General features: G+C 64.8%; 14 protein-coding genes. 9 read left to right on the top strand and 5 right to left on the bottom strand.

From position 1 onward, the window contains the following. Both HU735_RS00135 and HU735_RS00130 read right to left on the bottom strand, forming a co-directional pair. Positions 1-1,911, bottom strand: a complete 1,911-nt coding sequence (locus HU735_RS00135) for a hypothetical protein (protein WP_186711959.1) — start codon at positions 1,909-1,911, stop codon at positions 1-3. A gap of 93 nt (positions 1,912-2,004) precedes the next feature. Further along, on the bottom strand, positions 2,005-3,378 hold the full coding sequence (locus HU735_RS00130; RefSeq protein WP_186711958.1) for an MFS transporter: 1,374 nt from the start codon (positions 3,376-3,378) through the stop codon (positions 2,005-2,007). A 513-nt stretch (positions 3,379-3,891) separates the two neighbouring features. Between HU735_RS00130 and quiC the strand changes: the two genes are divergently transcribed. Beyond that, complete coding sequence (gene quiC / locus HU735_RS00125; RefSeq protein ID WP_186711957.1) at positions 3,892-5,799, top strand: 3-dehydroshikimate dehydratase QuiC; 1,908 nt, start codon at positions 3,892-3,894, stop codon at positions 5,797-5,799. A gap of 223 nt (positions 5,800-6,022) precedes the next feature. Then, positions 6,023-6,685, top strand: a complete 663-nt coding sequence (locus tag HU735_RS00120) for a TetR/AcrR family transcriptional regulator (RefSeq protein WP_186711956.1) — start codon at positions 6,023-6,025, stop codon at positions 6,683-6,685. 6 nt (positions 6,686-6,691) lie between these two features. Here the strand turns inward: HU735_RS00120 and HU735_RS00115 are convergent, their stop codons facing one another. Then, positions 6,692-7,390, bottom strand: a complete 699-nt coding sequence (locus HU735_RS00115) for a FadR/GntR family transcriptional regulator (protein WP_186711955.1) — start codon at positions 7,388-7,390, stop codon at positions 6,692-6,694. A 261-nt stretch (positions 7,391-7,651) separates the two neighbouring features. Between HU735_RS00115 and HU735_RS00110 the strand changes: the two genes are divergently transcribed. The 4 genes from HU735_RS00110 to HU735_RS00095 are packed head-to-tail and all read left to right on the top strand — an operon-like array spanning position 7,652 to position 10,483. Further along, entirely contained in the window at positions 7,652-8,437 is a 786-nt protein-coding gene (locus HU735_RS00110; protein WP_110739216.1) for a transporter substrate-binding domain-containing protein, read from the top strand. A gap of 11 nt (positions 8,438-8,448) precedes the next feature. After that, entirely contained in the window at positions 8,449-9,114 is a 666-nt protein-coding gene (locus tag HU735_RS00105) for an amino acid ABC transporter permease (protein WP_186711954.1), read from the top strand. Beyond that, positions 9,115-9,762 carry an amino acid ABC transporter permease gene (locus HU735_RS00100; RefSeq protein ID WP_050706137.1) on the top strand — a complete coding sequence of 216 codons (648 nt, stop codon included), beginning with the start codon at positions 9,115-9,117 and terminating at the stop codon, positions 9,760-9,762. After that, the gene (locus HU735_RS00095) at positions 9,749-10,483 is read left to right on the top strand and encodes an amino acid ABC transporter ATP-binding protein (protein ID WP_186711953.1); all 735 of its coding nucleotides are present in this window, start codon (positions 9,749-9,751) and stop codon (positions 10,481-10,483) included. The genes HU735_RS00100 and HU735_RS00095 overlap by 14 nt, the downstream gene beginning before the upstream one ends. A 52-nt stretch (positions 10,484-10,535) precedes the next feature. Here the strand turns inward: HU735_RS00095 and HU735_RS00090 are convergent, their stop codons facing one another. Next, the gene (locus HU735_RS00090; protein WP_186711952.1) at positions 10,536-11,381 is read right to left on the bottom strand and encodes a shikimate dehydrogenase; all 846 of its coding nucleotides are present in this window, start codon (positions 11,379-11,381) and stop codon (positions 10,536-10,538) included. Further along, complete coding sequence (aroQ, locus tag HU735_RS00085; RefSeq protein WP_186711951.1) at positions 11,378-11,827, bottom strand: type II 3-dehydroquinate dehydratase; 450 nt, start codon at positions 11,825-11,827, stop codon at positions 11,378-11,380. Before aroQ ends, HU735_RS00090 begins: the two co-directional genes overlap by 4 nt. Before the next feature lie 351 nt (positions 11,828-12,178). Between aroQ and mqo the strand changes: the two genes are divergently transcribed. The 3 genes from mqo to HU735_RS00070 all read left to right on the top strand — a co-directional run bounded on the left by mqo (position 12,179) and on the right by HU735_RS00070 (position 16,526). After that, entirely contained in the window at positions 12,179-13,753 is a 1,575-nt protein-coding gene (gene mqo / locus HU735_RS00080; RefSeq protein ID WP_186711950.1) for a malate dehydrogenase (quinone), read from the top strand. Positions 13,754-14,103: 350 nt separating this feature from the next. Next, entirely contained in the window at positions 14,104-15,249 is a 1,146-nt protein-coding gene (locus HU735_RS00075) for a substrate-binding domain-containing protein (RefSeq protein WP_186711949.1), read from the top strand. A 125-nt stretch (positions 15,250-15,374) separates the two neighbouring features. After that, complete coding sequence (locus HU735_RS00070; RefSeq protein ID WP_238349725.1) at positions 15,375-16,526, top strand: substrate-binding domain-containing protein; 1,152 nt, start codon at positions 15,375-15,377, stop codon at positions 16,524-16,526. Positions 16,527-16,593 lie beyond the last annotated feature (67 nt).

Here is a 16,593-nt window from a genome sequence, read left to right as displayed (position 1 = left end):
TTAATTGGGCGGAAGATTGCTGAACCTGAAGCGAAACACGTTACCGTTCATGGCACCGCCTGTCTGAGTCCTCTCGATAGTGGCTGGAATACCATCGGGGGAATCGAAGTCGGCTATCCCGAATTTACCGTAGAGATCGCCTTTGAAATTCAATGCCCGACTACGGTCTTCATTGTAGAAAGTCCAGTAGTTAGTGTGGGAGCCACCGTCAGGTGAATAGTAGAAGATACGTGCTGAAAGTGCCTTGCCGCCCGCGTCGTGAGGGCAGCCAACTTCTTCAGTTATCAGGTAATCGTCAAAGTAAGTGCTAAAGCCGCACATCGGGGATTTGAAATTTTTCTCTGCAAACAGCAGGACAGCATTACCTCCATGCAGGGCATCTGCAACGGCGCCATCCAGTGCTCTGCCTTTCTGCTTGCGTGTGTAGCCAGCGGGCACATCTTTTGAATCGTCAATATTCTTGACACTGACATCATCTGCACCTTCGGCGGTTCTCGTGTAGCACACGTGGCGTTCTCCTGGTCCATCATAGAGGCAAAGTCTCTGTGCAATGCCGATATTGGTCAGCCTGAAGGACCGCACAGGTTGCTCATCGCACGCGCTGGAAATATTCAGAGGTTGCCCGGAGCGAATCTGAAGGTAGCATTCCTTTCCCTGGAAGTCCGGTTGTTCAAATAGTGACAGACTGATTGCACTGAGCGGGCCGTAGAAACTGCTCACATATTCTGCCCTCTTATCCTCAATGAACTGAGCCATGTCATGCAGCGCGTCACCCATGGGCTTGCCCTGATATTCCACCCTGGGGTTGGAGAAGTTGGGCAGGGCGTCGTGGGCAGTGACCATCTGGGTATGGAACTCAGGGGCGGTCTCGTGCTTGTAGCCATGGTTGAGTGGATTGGTAGGCGCGGGGTTCCAGCCAACGGTGCCGCCATAGTTCTGGCCAAGGACATGGGCCAGTGACGAAGGGCAACTGATGGCGCTGTACGCGGTGTCTTTGGTCGACCAGCTGTACGCGACCCCACAGGACTCGGTGAAGGTGCCATACAGCGAGACCAGGTCTGCGCTCAGCGCGTTGCGGTATTTCCAGACCATCCTGCCCAGCTCGGTGTCCTTGCTTTTCAGCTCGTCCAGGTCACTACCGTCGCCTTCGTAGTTGGAGTCGTATATAGCAGCAAGGTCATAGAGGACGTTCATCCTGCTGTTTGCAAAGTACTGGTTGGCATCCTGTAACGCCCCAATCAGTTCCTCTTTGTAGTTTGGCTTGCTCTCGCGCACAGGTTTGGTCGATACCAGCAGCACACGAACGACGTAGTAGTCAGGACGTTTGGTCTTATCGGACGCTGGGATTTTTTCGCTGGCCCCAGGGGCCGGTAACGGTTTGGATTCCGCCGGTAGTTTCGACTCATCCACCTTTATGAGTGCATGCTGGCCAGGGCTTATGTAGTCAAGACGATAGACCTGCCCATCGACGATCAGCCTGCCGACAACCTTGTCCTGCTGACGCACGAGCGAAAGATAGTAGCGCGGGTCGTAATCGATCTCGTTCTTCGATTGGCTGGCGTGTTTTTTCTTCCACTCAGAGGCCTTGTAGCCCACCCAGCTGTCGAATCCGGACTTCAAGGGTTTGGAGGGTCGCAAGTGGAAAGCTGCAGTTTTGCCATCGGGTGTCGTGACGGTGATTTCCTGGGTCTGTGGATTGACCAACTGCGCATCCACTTTGACCAGATTGATCTCGACGTTGGCAGGTTCAGCCAACAATTGTTTCAGGTAACCTGTCGCGGTCTTCTTCAACTGGGCGGTATCCTGCCCGGCTTCTACAGTGAACAGTGGCGTGGCCGCCTGCGCGGACATTACCGAGACCATCGCCAGCAATACCCCCGCCCACGCTGTTTTCCAATTGCGCACTTTCATCGGATTGCTCCTGTGGTTTAACCCTCGCCCACAGCAGAGCAGTTTGTGAAAAACCAGTCACCTGGCAATAATGTCAGGTGACTGGCTATGCCATCAGTGGCTCATCACTTTCGCGGTGGCCTTGCGGCCGGATTCATAGACCTCGCGATCCATCGGCCGCGCCTGCGGGTTGCCCAGGTCTTCCATGGCCAGTCGATGGGTCTCCGGCGCCAGGTACGCGGCGAACGCACACACGCAGGTGACCAGGAACGCCAGCCCGCCGACCACCAGCCAGATATGCTCCGAGCCCGGTGGCGCCACGGCGGCGAACAGCGCCGGCAGCATGGCGGTGATCATGGTGCCGATGTTCTGCGCGATGGCCATGGCCGAGACGCGGTAGCGGGTGTGGAACAGCTCCGGGTAGAAGCTTGGGAACACCGCGTTGTAGCCCTGGTAGACCATGCCCCACATGAGGATCGAGGCGGCGAAGGCCAGCGGCACGTTCTGGATGCTGATCGCGTACAGGTAGGCGAAGGCCAGCAGGCCCGAGCCCAGGCAGCCGGCGATCATGGTCGGGCGACGGCCGATGCGGTCGGACAGGTTGCCGACGAAGGGGATCACCAGCACCGCGACGATGTTGCCCACCACTGGGATCCACAGGTACACGCTCTTGTCGAAGCCGATGCCGTAGGCCGGCTGCACCGCGTAGGCCGCGCCGAAGATGGTGGCAACCACCGGGATCACGTTCATCAACGCCATGAACATCACCAGCACCATGTGCTTCCAGCTGTGGCGGAAGGCTTCGCCGATCGGCGACTTGGCGACCTTGTCCTGTTTCTCCTCCTGGACGAAGGCCGGGGTCTCGTGCACCTCCTTGCGGATGATGAAGCCGGCGATCAGCACCACCGCGCTCATCAGGAACGGGATGCGCCAGCCCCACTCGTTGAAGGCCTCGCTGGGCATGAAGTAGGCCAGCGGCAGGAACACCGCCGCCGCCATCACCTGGCCGGCCTGCACGCCCTGCAGGGTGTAGCTGGCGTAGTAGCCGCGGCGGCCGAACGGCGCGTGTTCCATGATCATCGAGCTGGCCCCGGAGATCTCGCCGGCCACGGCGAAGCCCTGGACCAGGCGCAGCACCACCAGCAGCGCCGGGGCCAGCAGGCCGATGTCGTGGTAGGTGGGCAGCAGGCCCACGGCCATGGTCGACAGGCCCATCAGGAACATGCACAGCAGCAGCACGTTCTTGCGCCCGCGGGTGTCGCCCCAGTGGCCGAGCACGCAGGCGCCGATCGGGCGCGCCAGGTAACCCACGCCGTAGGTGGCCAGCGAGGCGATGATGGCCATCTTCGGGTCGCTGGAGGGGAAGAAGATCTGCGGGAAGATCAGCGCCGCGGCCTGGGCGTAGATGAAGAAGTCGTAGTACTCGAGGGCAGAGCCGATCCATCCGCTGGCGGTGGCTTTCTTGGCTTGGGAGCTTGAGCGGGCCATGTTGTCTCCGTTGTTCTTGTCAGGGGGCCGGATGGTCAGCGCGCGCAGGGCACGGCAACGGGGCTGTAGGGAGAAGACGAACGCGGCGGTGCGGAGCGCAGGGCGAGCAAGGTGTGCATAGGTCGGTACCCGTTTTCTTGAACTTATTATGTGGTGACGTTGGGCGTTGCAGCACAGGGCCCGCCGAACGACCGGCGTGGCAGCGAGAAGGGCCGGCGGGGCCTGCGACTGGTGTTCATGGTTGTTCACGGGGGTGGGTGAATCAATTCGCCGGAACGGGTTTTGTTCGGTAATCGAACAAAAACTAACTGTTCCGTACAAAGTGCGTTGCCGGGGCGACTTTACCTGCGAATAATCGATCGTGCCAGGTGTTGTCCGTACCGGCCCTATCGCGGGGCAAGCCCGCTCCCACGTGAGCCGCTTACACGAGAGCATTGCGCACGTGGGAGCGGGCTTGCCCCGCGATAGGGCCGGACCTGCCCAGGCCTCCCTCAATAACAAGGAATACCCGCCATGCACCGTTCGATCGCCACCGTTTCCTTGAGCGGCACCCTGCCGGAAAAACTCGAAGCCATCGCCGCCGCGGGTTTCGACGGCGTCGAGATCTTCGAGAACGACCTGCTGTACTACGCCGGCAGCCCTCGCGAGATCCGCCAGCTGTGCGCGGACCTGGGGCTGGCGATCACCCTGTTTCAGCCGTTTCGCGATTTCGAGGGCTGCCGCCGCGATCGGCTGCACAAGAACCTCGACCGCGCCGAGCGCAAGTTCGACCTGATGCAGGAACTGGGCACCGACCTGGTGCTGCTGTGCAGCAACGTTCAGCCCGACGCCCTGGGCGATGAGCAATTGCTGGTGGACGACCTGCGCCTGCTCGCCGAACATGCCGGCGACCGGGGCCTGCGCATTGGCTACGAGGCGCTGGCCTGGGGCCGTCACGTCAATACCTGGCAGCAGGTGTGGAACCTGGTGCGCCAGGCCGATCATCCGGCGCTGGGGGTGATCCTCGACAGCTTCCACACCTTGTCGGTCAAGGGCGATCCCAGCGGTATCCGCGACATCCCCGGCGAGAAGATCTTCTTCGTGCAGATGGCCGACGCCCCGATCCTGGCCATGGACGTGCTGGAGTGGAGCCGGCATTTCCGCTGCTTCCCAGGGCAGGGCGAGATGGACCTGGCGGGTTTCCTTGCGCCGATCCTCGCCACCGGTTATCGCGGTCCGCTGTCGCTGGAGATCTTCAACGACGGTTTCCGTGCAGCGCCGCCCCGGCAAAACGCTGCCGATGGCTTGCGTTCACTGCTGTACCTGGAGGAGAAGACCCGCCTTCAGTTGGAGCGTGAGGCACGGGCCGCCGAGCCTGGCGTGCTGTTCGCACCGCCTGCCGCAAGCCGCTACGACGGCGTGGAGTTTCTCGAGTTCGCCGTCGACGAGGCGGTCGGCGCGCGCCTGGGCGTGTGGCTCAAGCGCCTGGGCTTCGCCGAGGCCGGCGAACACCGCAGCAAGGCGGTGCGCCTGCTGCGCCAGGGCGATATCAACATCGTGCTCAACGCCGAGCCTTACTCGTTCGCCCATAACTTCTTCGAGGCCCATGGCCCGTCGTTGTGCGCCACGGCGCTGCGGGTGAGTGACGGCCAAGCCGCGCTGCGGCGCGCCACCGCCTACCGTGGCCAGCCGTTCCGTGGCCTGGTCGGCCCCAACGAACGCGAGATCCCGGCGGTGCGCGCGCCCGACGGCAGTCTGCTGTACCTGGTGGAGCCGGACGTTGGCGGCCCGAGCCTCTACGACACCGATTTCCACCTGGACCAGAACGCCCGCGCCAGCGGAGGGCTCAAGCGCATCGACCACATGGCCCTGGCGCTGCCGGCCGAGGCGCTGGACAGCTGGGTGCTGTTCTACAAGAGCCTGTTCGACTTCACCGCCGACGACGAGGTGGTGCTGCCCGATCCCTATGGCCTGGTCAAGAGCCGTGCCCTGCGCAGCCAGTGCGGCAGCCTGCGCCTGCCGTTGAACATCTCGGAGAACCGCAACACCGCCATCGCCCATGCCCTGGACAGCTATCGCGGCTCGGGTGTGCACCATGTCGCCTTCGACTGCGACGACATCTTCCGCGAGGTGGCCCGGGCCAAGGAGGCCGGCGTGCCGTTGCTGGAGATCCCGCTGAACTACTACGACGACCTGGCGGCGCGGTTCGAGTTCGATGACGAGTTCCTCAGCGAGTTGGCGTACTACAACGTGCTGTATGACCGCGATGGCCAGGGTGGCGAGCTGTTCCATGTGTATACCGAGCCGTTCGAGGGGCGCTTCTTCTTCGAGATCCTGCAGCGCAAGGGCGGTTACGCCGGGTATGGCGCGGCCAACGTGGCGGTGCGCCTGGCGGCGATGGCCAAGGCGCGCAGCGGGGCGGGGCGCACGGCGGTGTTGTGAATCAGGGGCCCATCGCGGGGCAAGCCCGCTCCCACGCTGGTGATGCTCGCTGTTCTGTTCTTTGCACTACTGCGCAGCCTCTAGGGCTGGACAATCACGCACGAAGCGTGGGAACGGGCTTGCCCCGCGATGGGGGCGGCAGCCGCTCACAACACCACGCTTCCCTGCACCGCCCGGCTCACGGATAATCGCCCGGATTCCTATAACGAGCCTGTGAGTCGGTATGAGTGATTCGGTAGCCAAGCCTGAAATCGAAGGGCTGCGCAGATCGCGCAAGAACAACCCGGAAAAGACCCGCGAGAACATTCTCCAGGCCGCCATCACCGAGTTTGTCCAGCAGGGCCTGGCCGGCGCCCGGGTCGACGCCATCGCCGAGCGCACCGCCACCTCCAAGCGCATGATCTACTACTACTTCGGCAGCAAGGAGCAGCTCTACGTCGAATGCCTGGTCAAGCTCTACGGCGACATCCGCAAGACCGAGCACAGCCTGGACCTCGACTCGCTGTCGCCCGAGCAGGCGATCCAGCGCCTGGTGGAGTTCACCTTCGACCACCATGCCGACAACGTCGACTTCGTGCGCATCGTCTGCACCGAGAACATCCACTACGGCGAATACGTCAAGCAGTCGCCGGTGATCCGCGAGATGAGCAGCATGGTGCTCGACGCGCTGGGCAAGATCCTCGCCCGTGGCGTGGAGCAGGGTGTGTTCCGCCCGGGGATCGAGGTGATCGACCTGCACATGCTGATGAGCTCGTTCTGCTTCTACCGGGTATCGAACCGCCACACCTTCGGCGACATCTTCCAGATCGACCTGGCTGACGAGCAGGTCAAGCAGCGTCAAAAGCAGGTGATCTGCGAGGCGGTGATGCGCTACATCAAGGCCTGACCCCGCTCAACCGGCGAACACCACCCCGGTGCGCGCCGCGGCGTTGCGGATATGCTCTTGCATCGCCCGTTGCGAACCGGCCTGGGAGCGGCGGGCGAGGGCGCGGAGGATCTTGCGGTGCTCCTGCCAGGTTTCCATGGCCCGCTCGGGGCGAATGAACGGCAGCTTCTGGCTTTCCAGGAAAATATCCTGGCTGGCGGTGATCACCTGCAGCATCGCGCGGTTGCCGCTGGCCTGCAGCAAGCGCTGGTGGAAGGCGAAGTCCAGGCGTGCGGCGGCCTCGAAGCGCCCGGCGCGCAACTCCACGGCCATTGCCTCGACGTTGGCCTGCAACGCGTCCAGGTCATCGGCGGTCAACGCCAGGGCCGCCTGGCCGGCGGCGAAGCCTTCCAGGGCGTAGCGCAGCTGGAAGGTGTCGGCGGCCGAGACCTGTTCGGCATAGGGCCAGGCGAAGCCGCCCGGCGATGGCTGGCCGGTGGCCGGAGCCTGGACGAACACCCCCTTGCCCGGTTGCACGCTGACCAGTCCCAGGGCGCTGAGCGACGACAACGCCTCGCGCAGCGACGCCCGGCTCACGCCCAGGCGTTCGGCCAGGTCGCGCTGTGAAGGCAGGGCGTCGCCGGGCTGGTAGCCGTCCTGCTCGATCAGTTGGCGGATGGCCTGCAGGGCGATTTCCGGGACGGGACGCGTGGCGGTGGCGAGCATGCTGTTCAGACCGGTCTGAGGGCGATGGCCTCCCTTTTACGGGCAATCGGCACGGCGTGGCAAGCCTTGCCTCGTCCTGGCGCAGGCCCTGCGGCCGTTGCGCGAAAGCGGGGCACGGGATGCTTCGAGGTCACAACTGTTCAGACCAGTAAGACCTGATCGGCGCCTTGCGGCACGCCGATCGCGGGTGTTTTGCCCACGGCTGGCATGGCCCGTGCACTGGCATCGCAGCCCCTTTCCGGACTCCTGCGAGGCCTTTCGATGAAGACGTTCCGCTCCCTGTTCCTGGCCACCCTGTTCTGCGCCACCCCTCTGGCAATGCCCCTGGCCCAGGCCGACGCGCTGGCCGACATCACCGCCCGCGGCGTGCTCAAGGTTGCCGTGCCCCAGGACTTCCCGCCGTTCGGCTCGGTCGGCCCGGACCTCAAGCCCCGCGGCCTGGACATCGACACCGCGCAACTGCTGGCCGACAAGCTTGGCGTCAAGCTGGCCCTGACCCCGGTCAACAGCACCAACCGCATCCCGTTCCTTACCACCGGCAAGGTCGACCTGGTGATCTCGAGCCTGGGCAAGAACCCCGAGCGCGCCGCGGTGATCGACTTCTCGCGCCCCTATGCGCCGTTCTACCTGGCGGTGTTCGGCCCGGCCGAGGCACCGGTCGACGCTATCGACGCCCTTGCTGGCAAGACCATCAGCGTCACCCGCGGCGCCATCGAGGACATGGAACTGAGCGCCGTGGCGCCCAAGGGCGCGATCATCAAGCGCTTCGAGGACAACAACTCGACCATCGCCGCCTATCTGTCCGGCCAGGTCGAGCTGATCGCCAGCGGCAGCGTGGTGATGGCCGCCATCGCCGCGAAGAATCCGGCCAAGGTGCCGGTGCTCAAGATCAAGCTCAAGGACTCTCCGGTCTACGTGGGCCTGGCCAAGAACGAGCCGGCGCTGTTGCAGAAGGTCAACGCCACCCTCGACGCCGCCAGGACTGACGGCAGCCTGAACCGCAACGCCGAGAAGTGGCTCAAGCAGCCGCTGCCGGCTGACCTCTGAGCATTTGAGCGATGGCCTATCAATTCGACTTCGCCCCGGTGCTGGCGCAGGGCGACCTGTTGCTGCGGGGCATGCTGTTCACCCTGGAGCTGACCCTGGTCGGCACCGTGCTCGGGGTCGCCATCGGCGTGCTCGGCGCGGTGACCCGGGCCTGGCGTCTGCGGCCGTTCGACGCGCTGTTCGGGCTGTACGTCGAACTGATCCGCAACACGCCGTTCATCGTCCAGCTGTTCTTCATCTTCTTCGGCCTGCCGGCGCTGGGCGTGCGCCTGAGCGAGTGGCAGGCGGCGGTGCTGGCAATGGTGATCAACCTGGGCGCCTATTCGACCGAGATCATCCGCGCCGGTATCCAGGCGATCCCCAAGGGCCAGCTCGAAGCCGCGGCCGCGCTGGCGCTGAGCCGTTTCGAGGCATTTCGCCACGTGGTCTTGCAACCGGCCCTGGCCAAGGTGTGGCCGGCGCTGTCGAGCCAGATCGTGATCGTCATGCTCGGTTCGGCGGTGTGTTCGCAGATCGCCACCGAAGAGCTGTCGTTCGCCGCCAACTTCATCCAGTCGCGCAATTTCCGCGCCTTCGAGACCTACCTGTTGACCACGTTGCTGTACCTGCTGATGGCCATCGTCGTGCGCCAGCTGCTGGCCTGGATCGGCCAGCGCCTGCTGATGGGGAGACGCTGAATGGACTTCACCCTGTGGGATATCGTGCGCAACCTCATGACCGGGTTGCAGTGGACCTTGCTGCTGTCGCTGGTGGCGTTCGCCTGCGGCAGCGTCGCCGGGCTGATCTTGCTGGTGGCGCGGATCAGTGACCGGCCACTGCTGCGCGGAGCCGCGCGCGCGTTCATCGAGCTGTTCCAGGGCACGCCGCTGCTGATGCAGCTGTTCATGGTGTTCTTCGGCATCGCCCTGTTCGGCATCGACGTGTCGGCGTGGATGGCCGCGGCCATCGCCCTGACCTTGTTCACCAGCGCCTTTCTCGCCGAGATCTGGCGTGGCTGCGTGGAGGCGATCCCACGGGGCCAGTGGGAGGCCGCCGGCAGCCTGGCCATGAGCCGCCTGGAGCAGTTGCGCCATGTGATCCTGCCCCAGGCCCTGCGCATTGCCATCGCCCCGACCGTGGGCTTCTCGGTGCAGGTGGTCAAGGGCACCGCGGTCACCTCGATCATCGGTTTCACCGAGCTGACCAAGACCGGCGGCATGCTGGCCAATGCCACCTTCGAGCCATTCCTGATCTACGGCCTGGTGGCCGTGGGCTACTTCATCCTCTGCTACCCGCTCTCGCTGAGCGCCCGTTACCTGGAAAGGAGGCTGCATGCCCCTGCTTAGAGTGTCCGCGCTGCACAAATACTACGGCGACAACCACGTGCTCAAGGGGGTCGACCTGAGCATCGAGGAGGGCGAGGTGGTGGCCATCATCGGCCGCAGTGGCTCGGGCAAGAGCACCTTCCTGCGCACCCTCAATGGCCTGGAGTCGATCAGCGACGGGGTGATCGAGGTGGATGGCGAGTACCTCGACGCCGGCCGTGCCGACCTGCGCGCGCTGCGCCAGAAAGTCGGCATGGTGTTCCAGCAGTTCAACCTGTTCCCGCACCTGACCGTGGGCGAGAACGTGATGCTGGCGCCCCAGGTGGTGAAGAAGGCCGGCAGGGCCGAGGCGCGCCAACTGGCCGAGCGGATGCTGGAGCGGGTAGGGCTGGGCGACAAGATCGACGCCTACCCCGACCGCCTTTCCGGCGGACAGCAGCAGCGGGTGGCCATCGCCCGGGCGCTGGCCATGTCGCCCAAGGTGCTGCTGTGCGACGAGATCACCTCGGCGCTGGACCCGGAGCTGGTCAACGAGGTGCTGGGCGTGGTGCGCCAGCTGGCGAAGGAGGGCATGACCCTGGTCATGGTCACCCACGAGATGCGCTTCGCCCGCGAGGTGGGCGACAAGCTGGTGTTCATGCACCAGGGCAAGGTGCACGAGACCGGTCACCCGCGCGAAGTGTTCGCTGCGCCGCGCACGGTGGAACTGGCCAACTTCATCGGTGCGGTGGCGGGGACCTGAGGGCTGCATCGCTTCATTGCGGAGCAGCCCAGATTGCGCAAGCGCGGCCTTGCTAGAAACTGGCGAAGTGCGCCTGCATGCGCTCGGCATCGGCCGGGCGCCCGCTGAACAGCTCGAAGGCCTTGACCGCCTGGAACACCGCCATGGTGCCGCCATCCAGGGTGCGGCAGCCCAGGGCCCGGGCATGGCGCAGCAGCTCGGTCTCCAGGGGGAAGTAGATGATCTCCGCCACCCACAGCCGTGGGTGCAGCAGCGCGGGTGGCAAGGGGGTACCGGGCAGCTTGGCCATGCCCACGGGCGTGGTGTTGACCAGGCCATCGGCGTCGGCCACCGCGCTGGCCAGGTCCTCGCCGAGCACGGCGCGACCGGCGCCGAAACGCTGGGTGAGATTGTCCACCAGCGCCCGGGCGCGGGTCTGGTCCACTTCGAACAACTGCAAGCGCTCGACACCTTCGGCCAGCAGCGCATGGGCCACCGCCGCGCCCGCGCCGCCCGCGCCCAGCTGTACCACCTGACGCCGCGCGACGCCGGGCAAGCCGCGCCGCAAGCCTTCGGCGAAGCCCAGGCAGTCGGTGTTGTGGCCCACCCGCCGGCCCTCGCGCAATACCACGGTGTTCACCGCGCCAATGCCGCGGGCTTCGTCCGACAGCGCGTCGAGCAGCGGCAGGATCGCCTGCTTGAACGGGAAGGTGATGTTGAGCCCGGTGAACCCGGTGCGCTCGGCGGCATCGAGCAGGGCGGGCAGGGCGCTGTCGTCCAGGCCCAGCTGGTCGGCGTCGATCAGCCGGTACAGGTAGCGCAGCGCCTGGGCGTCGCCTTCACGCTCGTGCAGCGCCGGGGTGCGCGAAGCCTGGATGCCACGGCCGATGAGGCCGGCGAGGATGCCCGGGCCGTTCATGCCGTGTGCTCGCGCAGGTGTTCGCTGAAGTAGCTCAGGGCCATGCGGTAGCCCTGGCTGCCGAGGCCGCAGATCACCCCCACGGCGATGCTGGAGACAAACGACAGGTGGCGGAACGGCTCGCGCTTGTGCACGTTGGACAGGTGTACCTCGATCACCGGCAGCTCGCTGGCCACCAGGGCGTCGCGGATGGCCACCGAGGTGTGGGTCCAGGCGGCGGGGTTGATCAGGATGCCGTGGCAGCGGCCACGGGCGGCATGGATCCAGTCGAGCAGCTCGCCTTCGTGGTTGGTCTGGCGGAACTCCAGTTCCAGGCCGAGCTCGGCGGCGCTGGCGGCGCACAGGCGGGCCAGGTCGGCGAGGGTTTCGTGGCCGTACTGGGTGGGTTCGCGGGTGCCCAGCAGGTTGAGGTTGGGGCCGTTGAGCACGAGGATTCGGGGTGTCATGACGGGGAGTCGCTTTGTTGTTTTTGGATGTTTCGATAATTGTACTATCCAGTTAGTTTGGTCAAATGGTGGACCGTATAAAGCGGGCGATTATCGGCTGCTTGTACCGGCCCTATCGCGGGGCAAGCCCGCTCCCACGCTGGTGATGCCTGCAACTCTGCTCCCTGCAGGAGATCACACAGCCTTTGCGGGCTGCGCTGTCACGCAGGGAACAGGGTTCCAGCGTGGGGGCGGGCTTGCCCCGCGATAGGGCCGGTACAGGCGATAACCAGCACCCTGACCATACCCGATTAAATCAGTCGGCTAAGCTTGTTTGCGCAGACGCACGGAACGACCAATACGGGAGAGCACATGAACATCAGCAAAACGCCCAGGTGGGCAGTCGCGGCACTGGTCCTGGCCCTGGGCCTTCACGCCCATGCCGCCGACAGCAAGCGGGTCGATGTGCTGCTGGTGGGCGGCGGCATCATGAGTTCCACGCTGGCGGTCTGGCTCAACGAGCTGGAGCCGGGCTGGTCGATGGAGATGGTCGAGCGCCTGGACAAGGTCGCCGAGGAAAGCTCCAACGGCTGGAACAACGCCGGGACCGGCCACTCGGCGCTGGCCGAGCTCAACTACACCCCGGAGAAGGACGGCAAGATCGACATCAGCAAGGCGGTGGAGATCAACGAGTCGTTCCAGGTCACCCGCCAGTTCCTCGCCTGGCAGGTCAAGCAGGGGGTGCTGAAGAACCCGCGCTCGTTCATCAACACCACGCCGCACATGAGCTTCGTCTGGGGCGACGACAACATCCGCTTCCTCAGGAAACGCTACGAAGCGCTGCAGGCCAGCCCGCTGTTCAAACCCATGCAGTACTCCGAGGACCACGCGCAGATCGCCAAGTGGGTGCCGCTGATGATGGAAGGGCGCGACCCCAACCAGAAACTCGCCGTCACCTGGACGCCGATCGGCACCGACGTCAACTTCGGCGAGATTACCCGCCAGTACGTGGGCTACCTGCAGACCCGGCCCAACTTCGACCTCAAGCTGTCCAGCGAGGTCGAGAACATCACCCGCAACGACGACGGCAGTTGGCACGTCGAGTACAAGAACCTCAAGGACGGCAGCACCTCGACTACCGACGCCAAGTTCCTGTTCATCGGCGCTGGTGGCGCGGCGCTGCCGTTGCTGCAGAAGTCCGGCATCGACGAGGCCAAGGACTATGCCGGTTTCCCGGTGGGTGGCTCGTTCCTGGTCACCGACAACCCGGCCATCGCCCAGCGTCACATGGCCAAGGCCTACGGCATCGCCGCCACCGGCGCGCCGCCGATGTCGGTGCCGCACCTGGACACCCGGGTGCTCGACGGCAAGCGCATGATCCTGTTCGGGCCGTTCGCCACCTTCTCCACCAAGTTCCTCAAGGAAGGTTCGCTGCTCGACCTGTTTGCCAGCATGTCGTTGCACAACACCTGGCCGATGGTGCGGGTCGGGGTACGCGAGTTCGACTTGGTGCAGTACCTGATCGGCCAGCTGATGCAGTCCGACGATGACCGCTTCGCCGCGCTGCAGACCTATTTCCCCGAGGCCAAGAAGGAAGATTGGCGCCTGTGGCAGGCCGGCCAGCGGGTGCAGATCATCAAGAAGGACGAAAACCAGGGCGGGGTGCTGAAGCTGGGCACCGAAGTGGTGACATCCAAGGATGGCAGCATCGCCGGGCTGCTCGGCGCCTCGCCGGGCGCTTCGACCGCGCCGCCGATCATGCTCGACCTGCTGAACAAGGTGTTCAAGGACAAGGTGGCCACGCCCGAGTGGCAGGCGAAGATCAAGCAGATCATTCCGTCCTATGGCATCCGCCTGAACGAGCACCCGGACAAGGTCCAGCAAGAGTGGGCCTACACCAGCGAGGTCCTGCAACTGGCGACGCCCAGCGAGGTCGCCGCACCCTGAAGACTCGCCCATGACCAACCGGCCACTGTGAAGTGGCCGGCACTGGCGCAATGTTTTTTTCTCCCCTGACCAATCTCCCGAGTGCCTGATCCGCCATCCTCCGGATCGATCCCTCCCGTACTGCCTGCCCCGGCCCCTGGCCAGCCCGCCGCAAGCCCGCAAACTGCCCCCCGACACCCGAGCTTTTCCCCGCCGAACTCCCGATGTTTTTTCCTCTGCCTGTCACCACAAGCTGCGAATGTTGCCTCCGTGGACAGGCCGCCAGCCCCTCTGGATCAGGGTATGCAGCCTGTGGCCACAGCAATGCGCGACCCACTCAACGTACGAACACGACGATAGGAGATTGCTTCATGTTTAAGCGTACTGTGATCGCCGCCTCCCTGGTGGCTGCTACCCTGGCTTCGGCCCAATCCATGGCTGCTGTTGTCGGTGGCGGCGCCACCCTGCCTGAGCCGCTGTACAACGGCAACGCCACCTGGGAAGGCATCCTGCCAAGCGGCTTCAGCTACACCGGCGTGGGCAGCGGCGGTGGCAAGACCGCTTTCCTGACCAACGCCCCTGCGTCGATCAACCAGCCGGCCGGCACCAACGTCGACTTCGCCGGTTCCGACTCGGTGCTCAGCGCCAGCGAACTGTCGACCTACGACACTAACCGCGCCGCCACCTGGGGCAAGCTGATCCAGATCCCGGCCGTCGGCACCACCGTTACCATCCCTTACCACCGCAACGGTGTCAGCGACCTGCAGGTCAACGCTTCGCAGCTGTGCGGCGTGTTCTCCGGCAGCATCTCCACCTGGGGCCAACTGCTCGGCACCGCCGACACCACCCCGATCAAGGTGATCTACCGTTCCGGCAGCAGCGGCACCACCGAGCTGCTGGCACGCTTCCTCAACGACAGCTGCCCGACCGCCTTCTCGGTCAGCAGCACCTTCACCAGCGCCAACGTCGGCACCGAGCCGAGCACCTGGCAGGGCGTGGCCGGCAGCGCTGACGTGATCAACGCAGTCAATGCCACCGACGGCGCCATCGGCTACGTCAGCCCCGACTTCGTCGATACCGCCAACAACGCCCAGGTTGCCCGTGTCAGCAAGCTGGCCAGCGGCACCGCCGTGCTGCCGACCGTCGACAACGCCCAGGCCGCCCTGGCCAGCGCCACCGCGCCGACCGCCAACCGCGCCAACCCGGCCAGCTGGGCTGTCACCTTCGGCCGTGGCGCCAGCGACAAGCCGGTCCCAACCACTGGCTACCCGATCGTCGGCTACACCAACCTGCTGGTTGGCCAGTGCTACAAGGACGCCGCCGACGCCACCGCTGTTCGTGGCTTCCTCAACGACCTGTACAGCGGCAACCACGACCTGGCCATCGGTATCCACTCGTTCGTACCCGTGCCCGCCGCCTTCGCCGATGAAATCAAGAAGGCCTTCCTGACCAACGCAGGCAACGAAGGCCTGGATATCGCCAACACCAACGTGTGCAACGGTATCGGTCGTTCGTAATACGCAAGCCCCCCGGTGGCCCGCGTCCTTGGGCGCGGGCATGGACCCTGGCGGCACCCGTGGGTGGCGTCGGGGTCTTTTCATTTCGCGCAGAAGGAGTCCTCCCCGTGTTCAAGGAACGATGCTTGCAACTCACTGCCCTGGCGCTGGCCACGTTGCTGGCCCCAGGGGTTCACGCCGGCGTCAATGGCGGCGGCTCTACGGCAGTCAAATTCCTTTACACCGGCCATCCGGTGAACATCAAGCTGCCCAGGCTGTTGCCGGATGGTTTCAACTACACCACTGTCAACAGCGTTGCCGGCAAGCAGGCGTTCCTCGCCAACGATGCGGCGCTGATCTGGCAGGCTGCAGGCAGCCCGGTCGACTTCGCCGCCAGCGAGTCGGTGCTTACGGCCACTGAACTGGCAACCTACCAAAGTGCCCGGCAGGGCGCCTACGGCCCGATGATCCAGGTGCCGGTGGCAGGCATGGCGGTGAGTATCCCCTACAAGAAGAGCGGTACTGACAATCTCCAGCTCAGCGGCCAGCAGCTGTGCGGTGTGTTCTCCGGCTCGCTGGCCACCTGGGGCCAGTTGCTCGGCACGACCGACACCACGCCGATCCGGGTGGTGTACCGCGCCGGTGACAGCGGCACCACCGAGGTGCTGTCGCGCTTCCTCAATGACAGCTGCCCGACGGCGTTCAGGGTCTCGACCCGGTTCGCCACGGCCAGCCTCGGTACCCAGCCGGCCCACTGGCTGGCGGTCGGCACCAGCGCCGAAGTGACTGCCCAGGTCAGCCTCAACGACGGCACGATCGGCTACGTGGCGGCCAGCTACACCGAGGCCGGCAAGAACAGCGCGGTTGCCCGGGTGAGCAAGCAGCCCATGGCGCCGGGCAGTGCGGCGCTGCCGACCATACTTGCCGCCCAGGCTGGATTGGGTACGCCAGTGGCTCCGGGCAGCGCGGCCCGGCGCACCAGCCCGCTCGACTGGGTGCCGACCTATGGCAGCGGCGCGGGCAGCCTGCCGGTCGCCAGCAGTGGTTATCCCATTGTTGGCTACAGCAACCTGTTGCTCGGCCAGTGCTATCAGAACCCCGCAGACACCCAGGCGATCCGCGATTTTCTCGGTGAACTGTATGCCGGGCAGAAGCGCATTGCGGTGATGGGCAACATCTTCGTGCCGCTGCCCCAGACCTATGCCGACGAAATCCGTCGGACCTTCCTGTTCAACGCCTATGGCGAAGGCACCGACATCGGCAACCCGTCGGTGTGCAACGGCATCGGTCGGCCCTGACCTGCACGCCGCCTGCGCCGGGCGCAGGCGGACGCCATACCCCAGCACCATGAACTTTGCATGACAA

The sequence above is a fragment of the Pseudomonas sp. BW16M2 genome (genome assembly GCF_014268865.1).
GTDB lineage: Bacteria > Pseudomonadota > Gammaproteobacteria > Pseudomonadales > Pseudomonadaceae > Aquipseudomonas > Aquipseudomonas peradeniyensis.
The sequence above is the reverse complement of the archived record's forward strand: the minus strand, read 5'-3'. Positions and strand labels throughout refer to the sequence as shown.

What these genes read in the sequence shown, in the direction of transcription:
- HU735_RS00090 (WP_186711952.1), bottom strand. Translation starts at nt 11,381, where the DNA reads ATGAACGGCCCGGGCATCCTCGCCGGCCTCATCGGCCGTGGCATCCAG.
- aroQ (WP_186711951.1), bottom strand. Translation starts at nt 11,827, where the DNA reads ATGACACCCCGAATCCTCGTGCTCAACGGCCCCAACCTCAACCTGCTG.
- mqo (WP_186711950.1), top strand. Translation starts at nt 12,179, where the DNA reads ATGAACATCAGCAAAACGCCCAGGTGGGCAGTCGCGGCACTGGTCCTG.
- quiC (WP_186711957.1), top strand. Translation starts at nt 3,892, where the DNA reads ATGCACCGTTCGATCGCCACCGTTTCCTTGAGCGGCACCCTGCCGGAA.
- HU735_RS00130 (WP_186711958.1), bottom strand. Translation starts at nt 3,378, where the DNA reads ATGGCCCGCTCAAGCTCCCAAGCCAAGAAAGCCACCGCCAGCGGATGG.
- HU735_RS00105 (WP_186711954.1), top strand. Translation starts at nt 8,449, where the DNA reads ATGGCCTATCAATTCGACTTCGCCCCGGTGCTGGCGCAGGGCGACCTG.
- HU735_RS00095 (WP_186711953.1), top strand. Translation starts at nt 9,749, where the DNA reads ATGCCCCTGCTTAGAGTGTCCGCGCTGCACAAATACTACGGCGACAAC.
- HU735_RS00120 (WP_186711956.1), top strand. Translation starts at nt 6,023, where the DNA reads ATGAGTGATTCGGTAGCCAAGCCTGAAATCGAAGGGCTGCGCAGATCG.
- HU735_RS00135 (WP_186711959.1), bottom strand. Translation starts at nt 1,911, where the DNA reads ATGAAAGTGCGCAATTGGAAAACAGCGTGGGCGGGGGTATTGCTGGCG.
- HU735_RS00100 (WP_050706137.1), top strand. Translation starts at nt 9,115, where the DNA reads ATGGACTTCACCCTGTGGGATATCGTGCGCAACCTCATGACCGGGTTG.
- HU735_RS00115 (WP_186711955.1), bottom strand. Translation starts at nt 7,390, where the DNA reads ATGCTCGCCACCGCCACGCGTCCCGTCCCGGAAATCGCCCTGCAGGCC.
- HU735_RS00110 (WP_110739216.1), top strand. Translation starts at nt 7,652, where the DNA reads ATGAAGACGTTCCGCTCCCTGTTCCTGGCCACCCTGTTCTGCGCCACC.
- HU735_RS00075 (WP_186711949.1), top strand. Translation starts at nt 14,104, where the DNA reads ATGTTTAAGCGTACTGTGATCGCCGCCTCCCTGGTGGCTGCTACCCTG.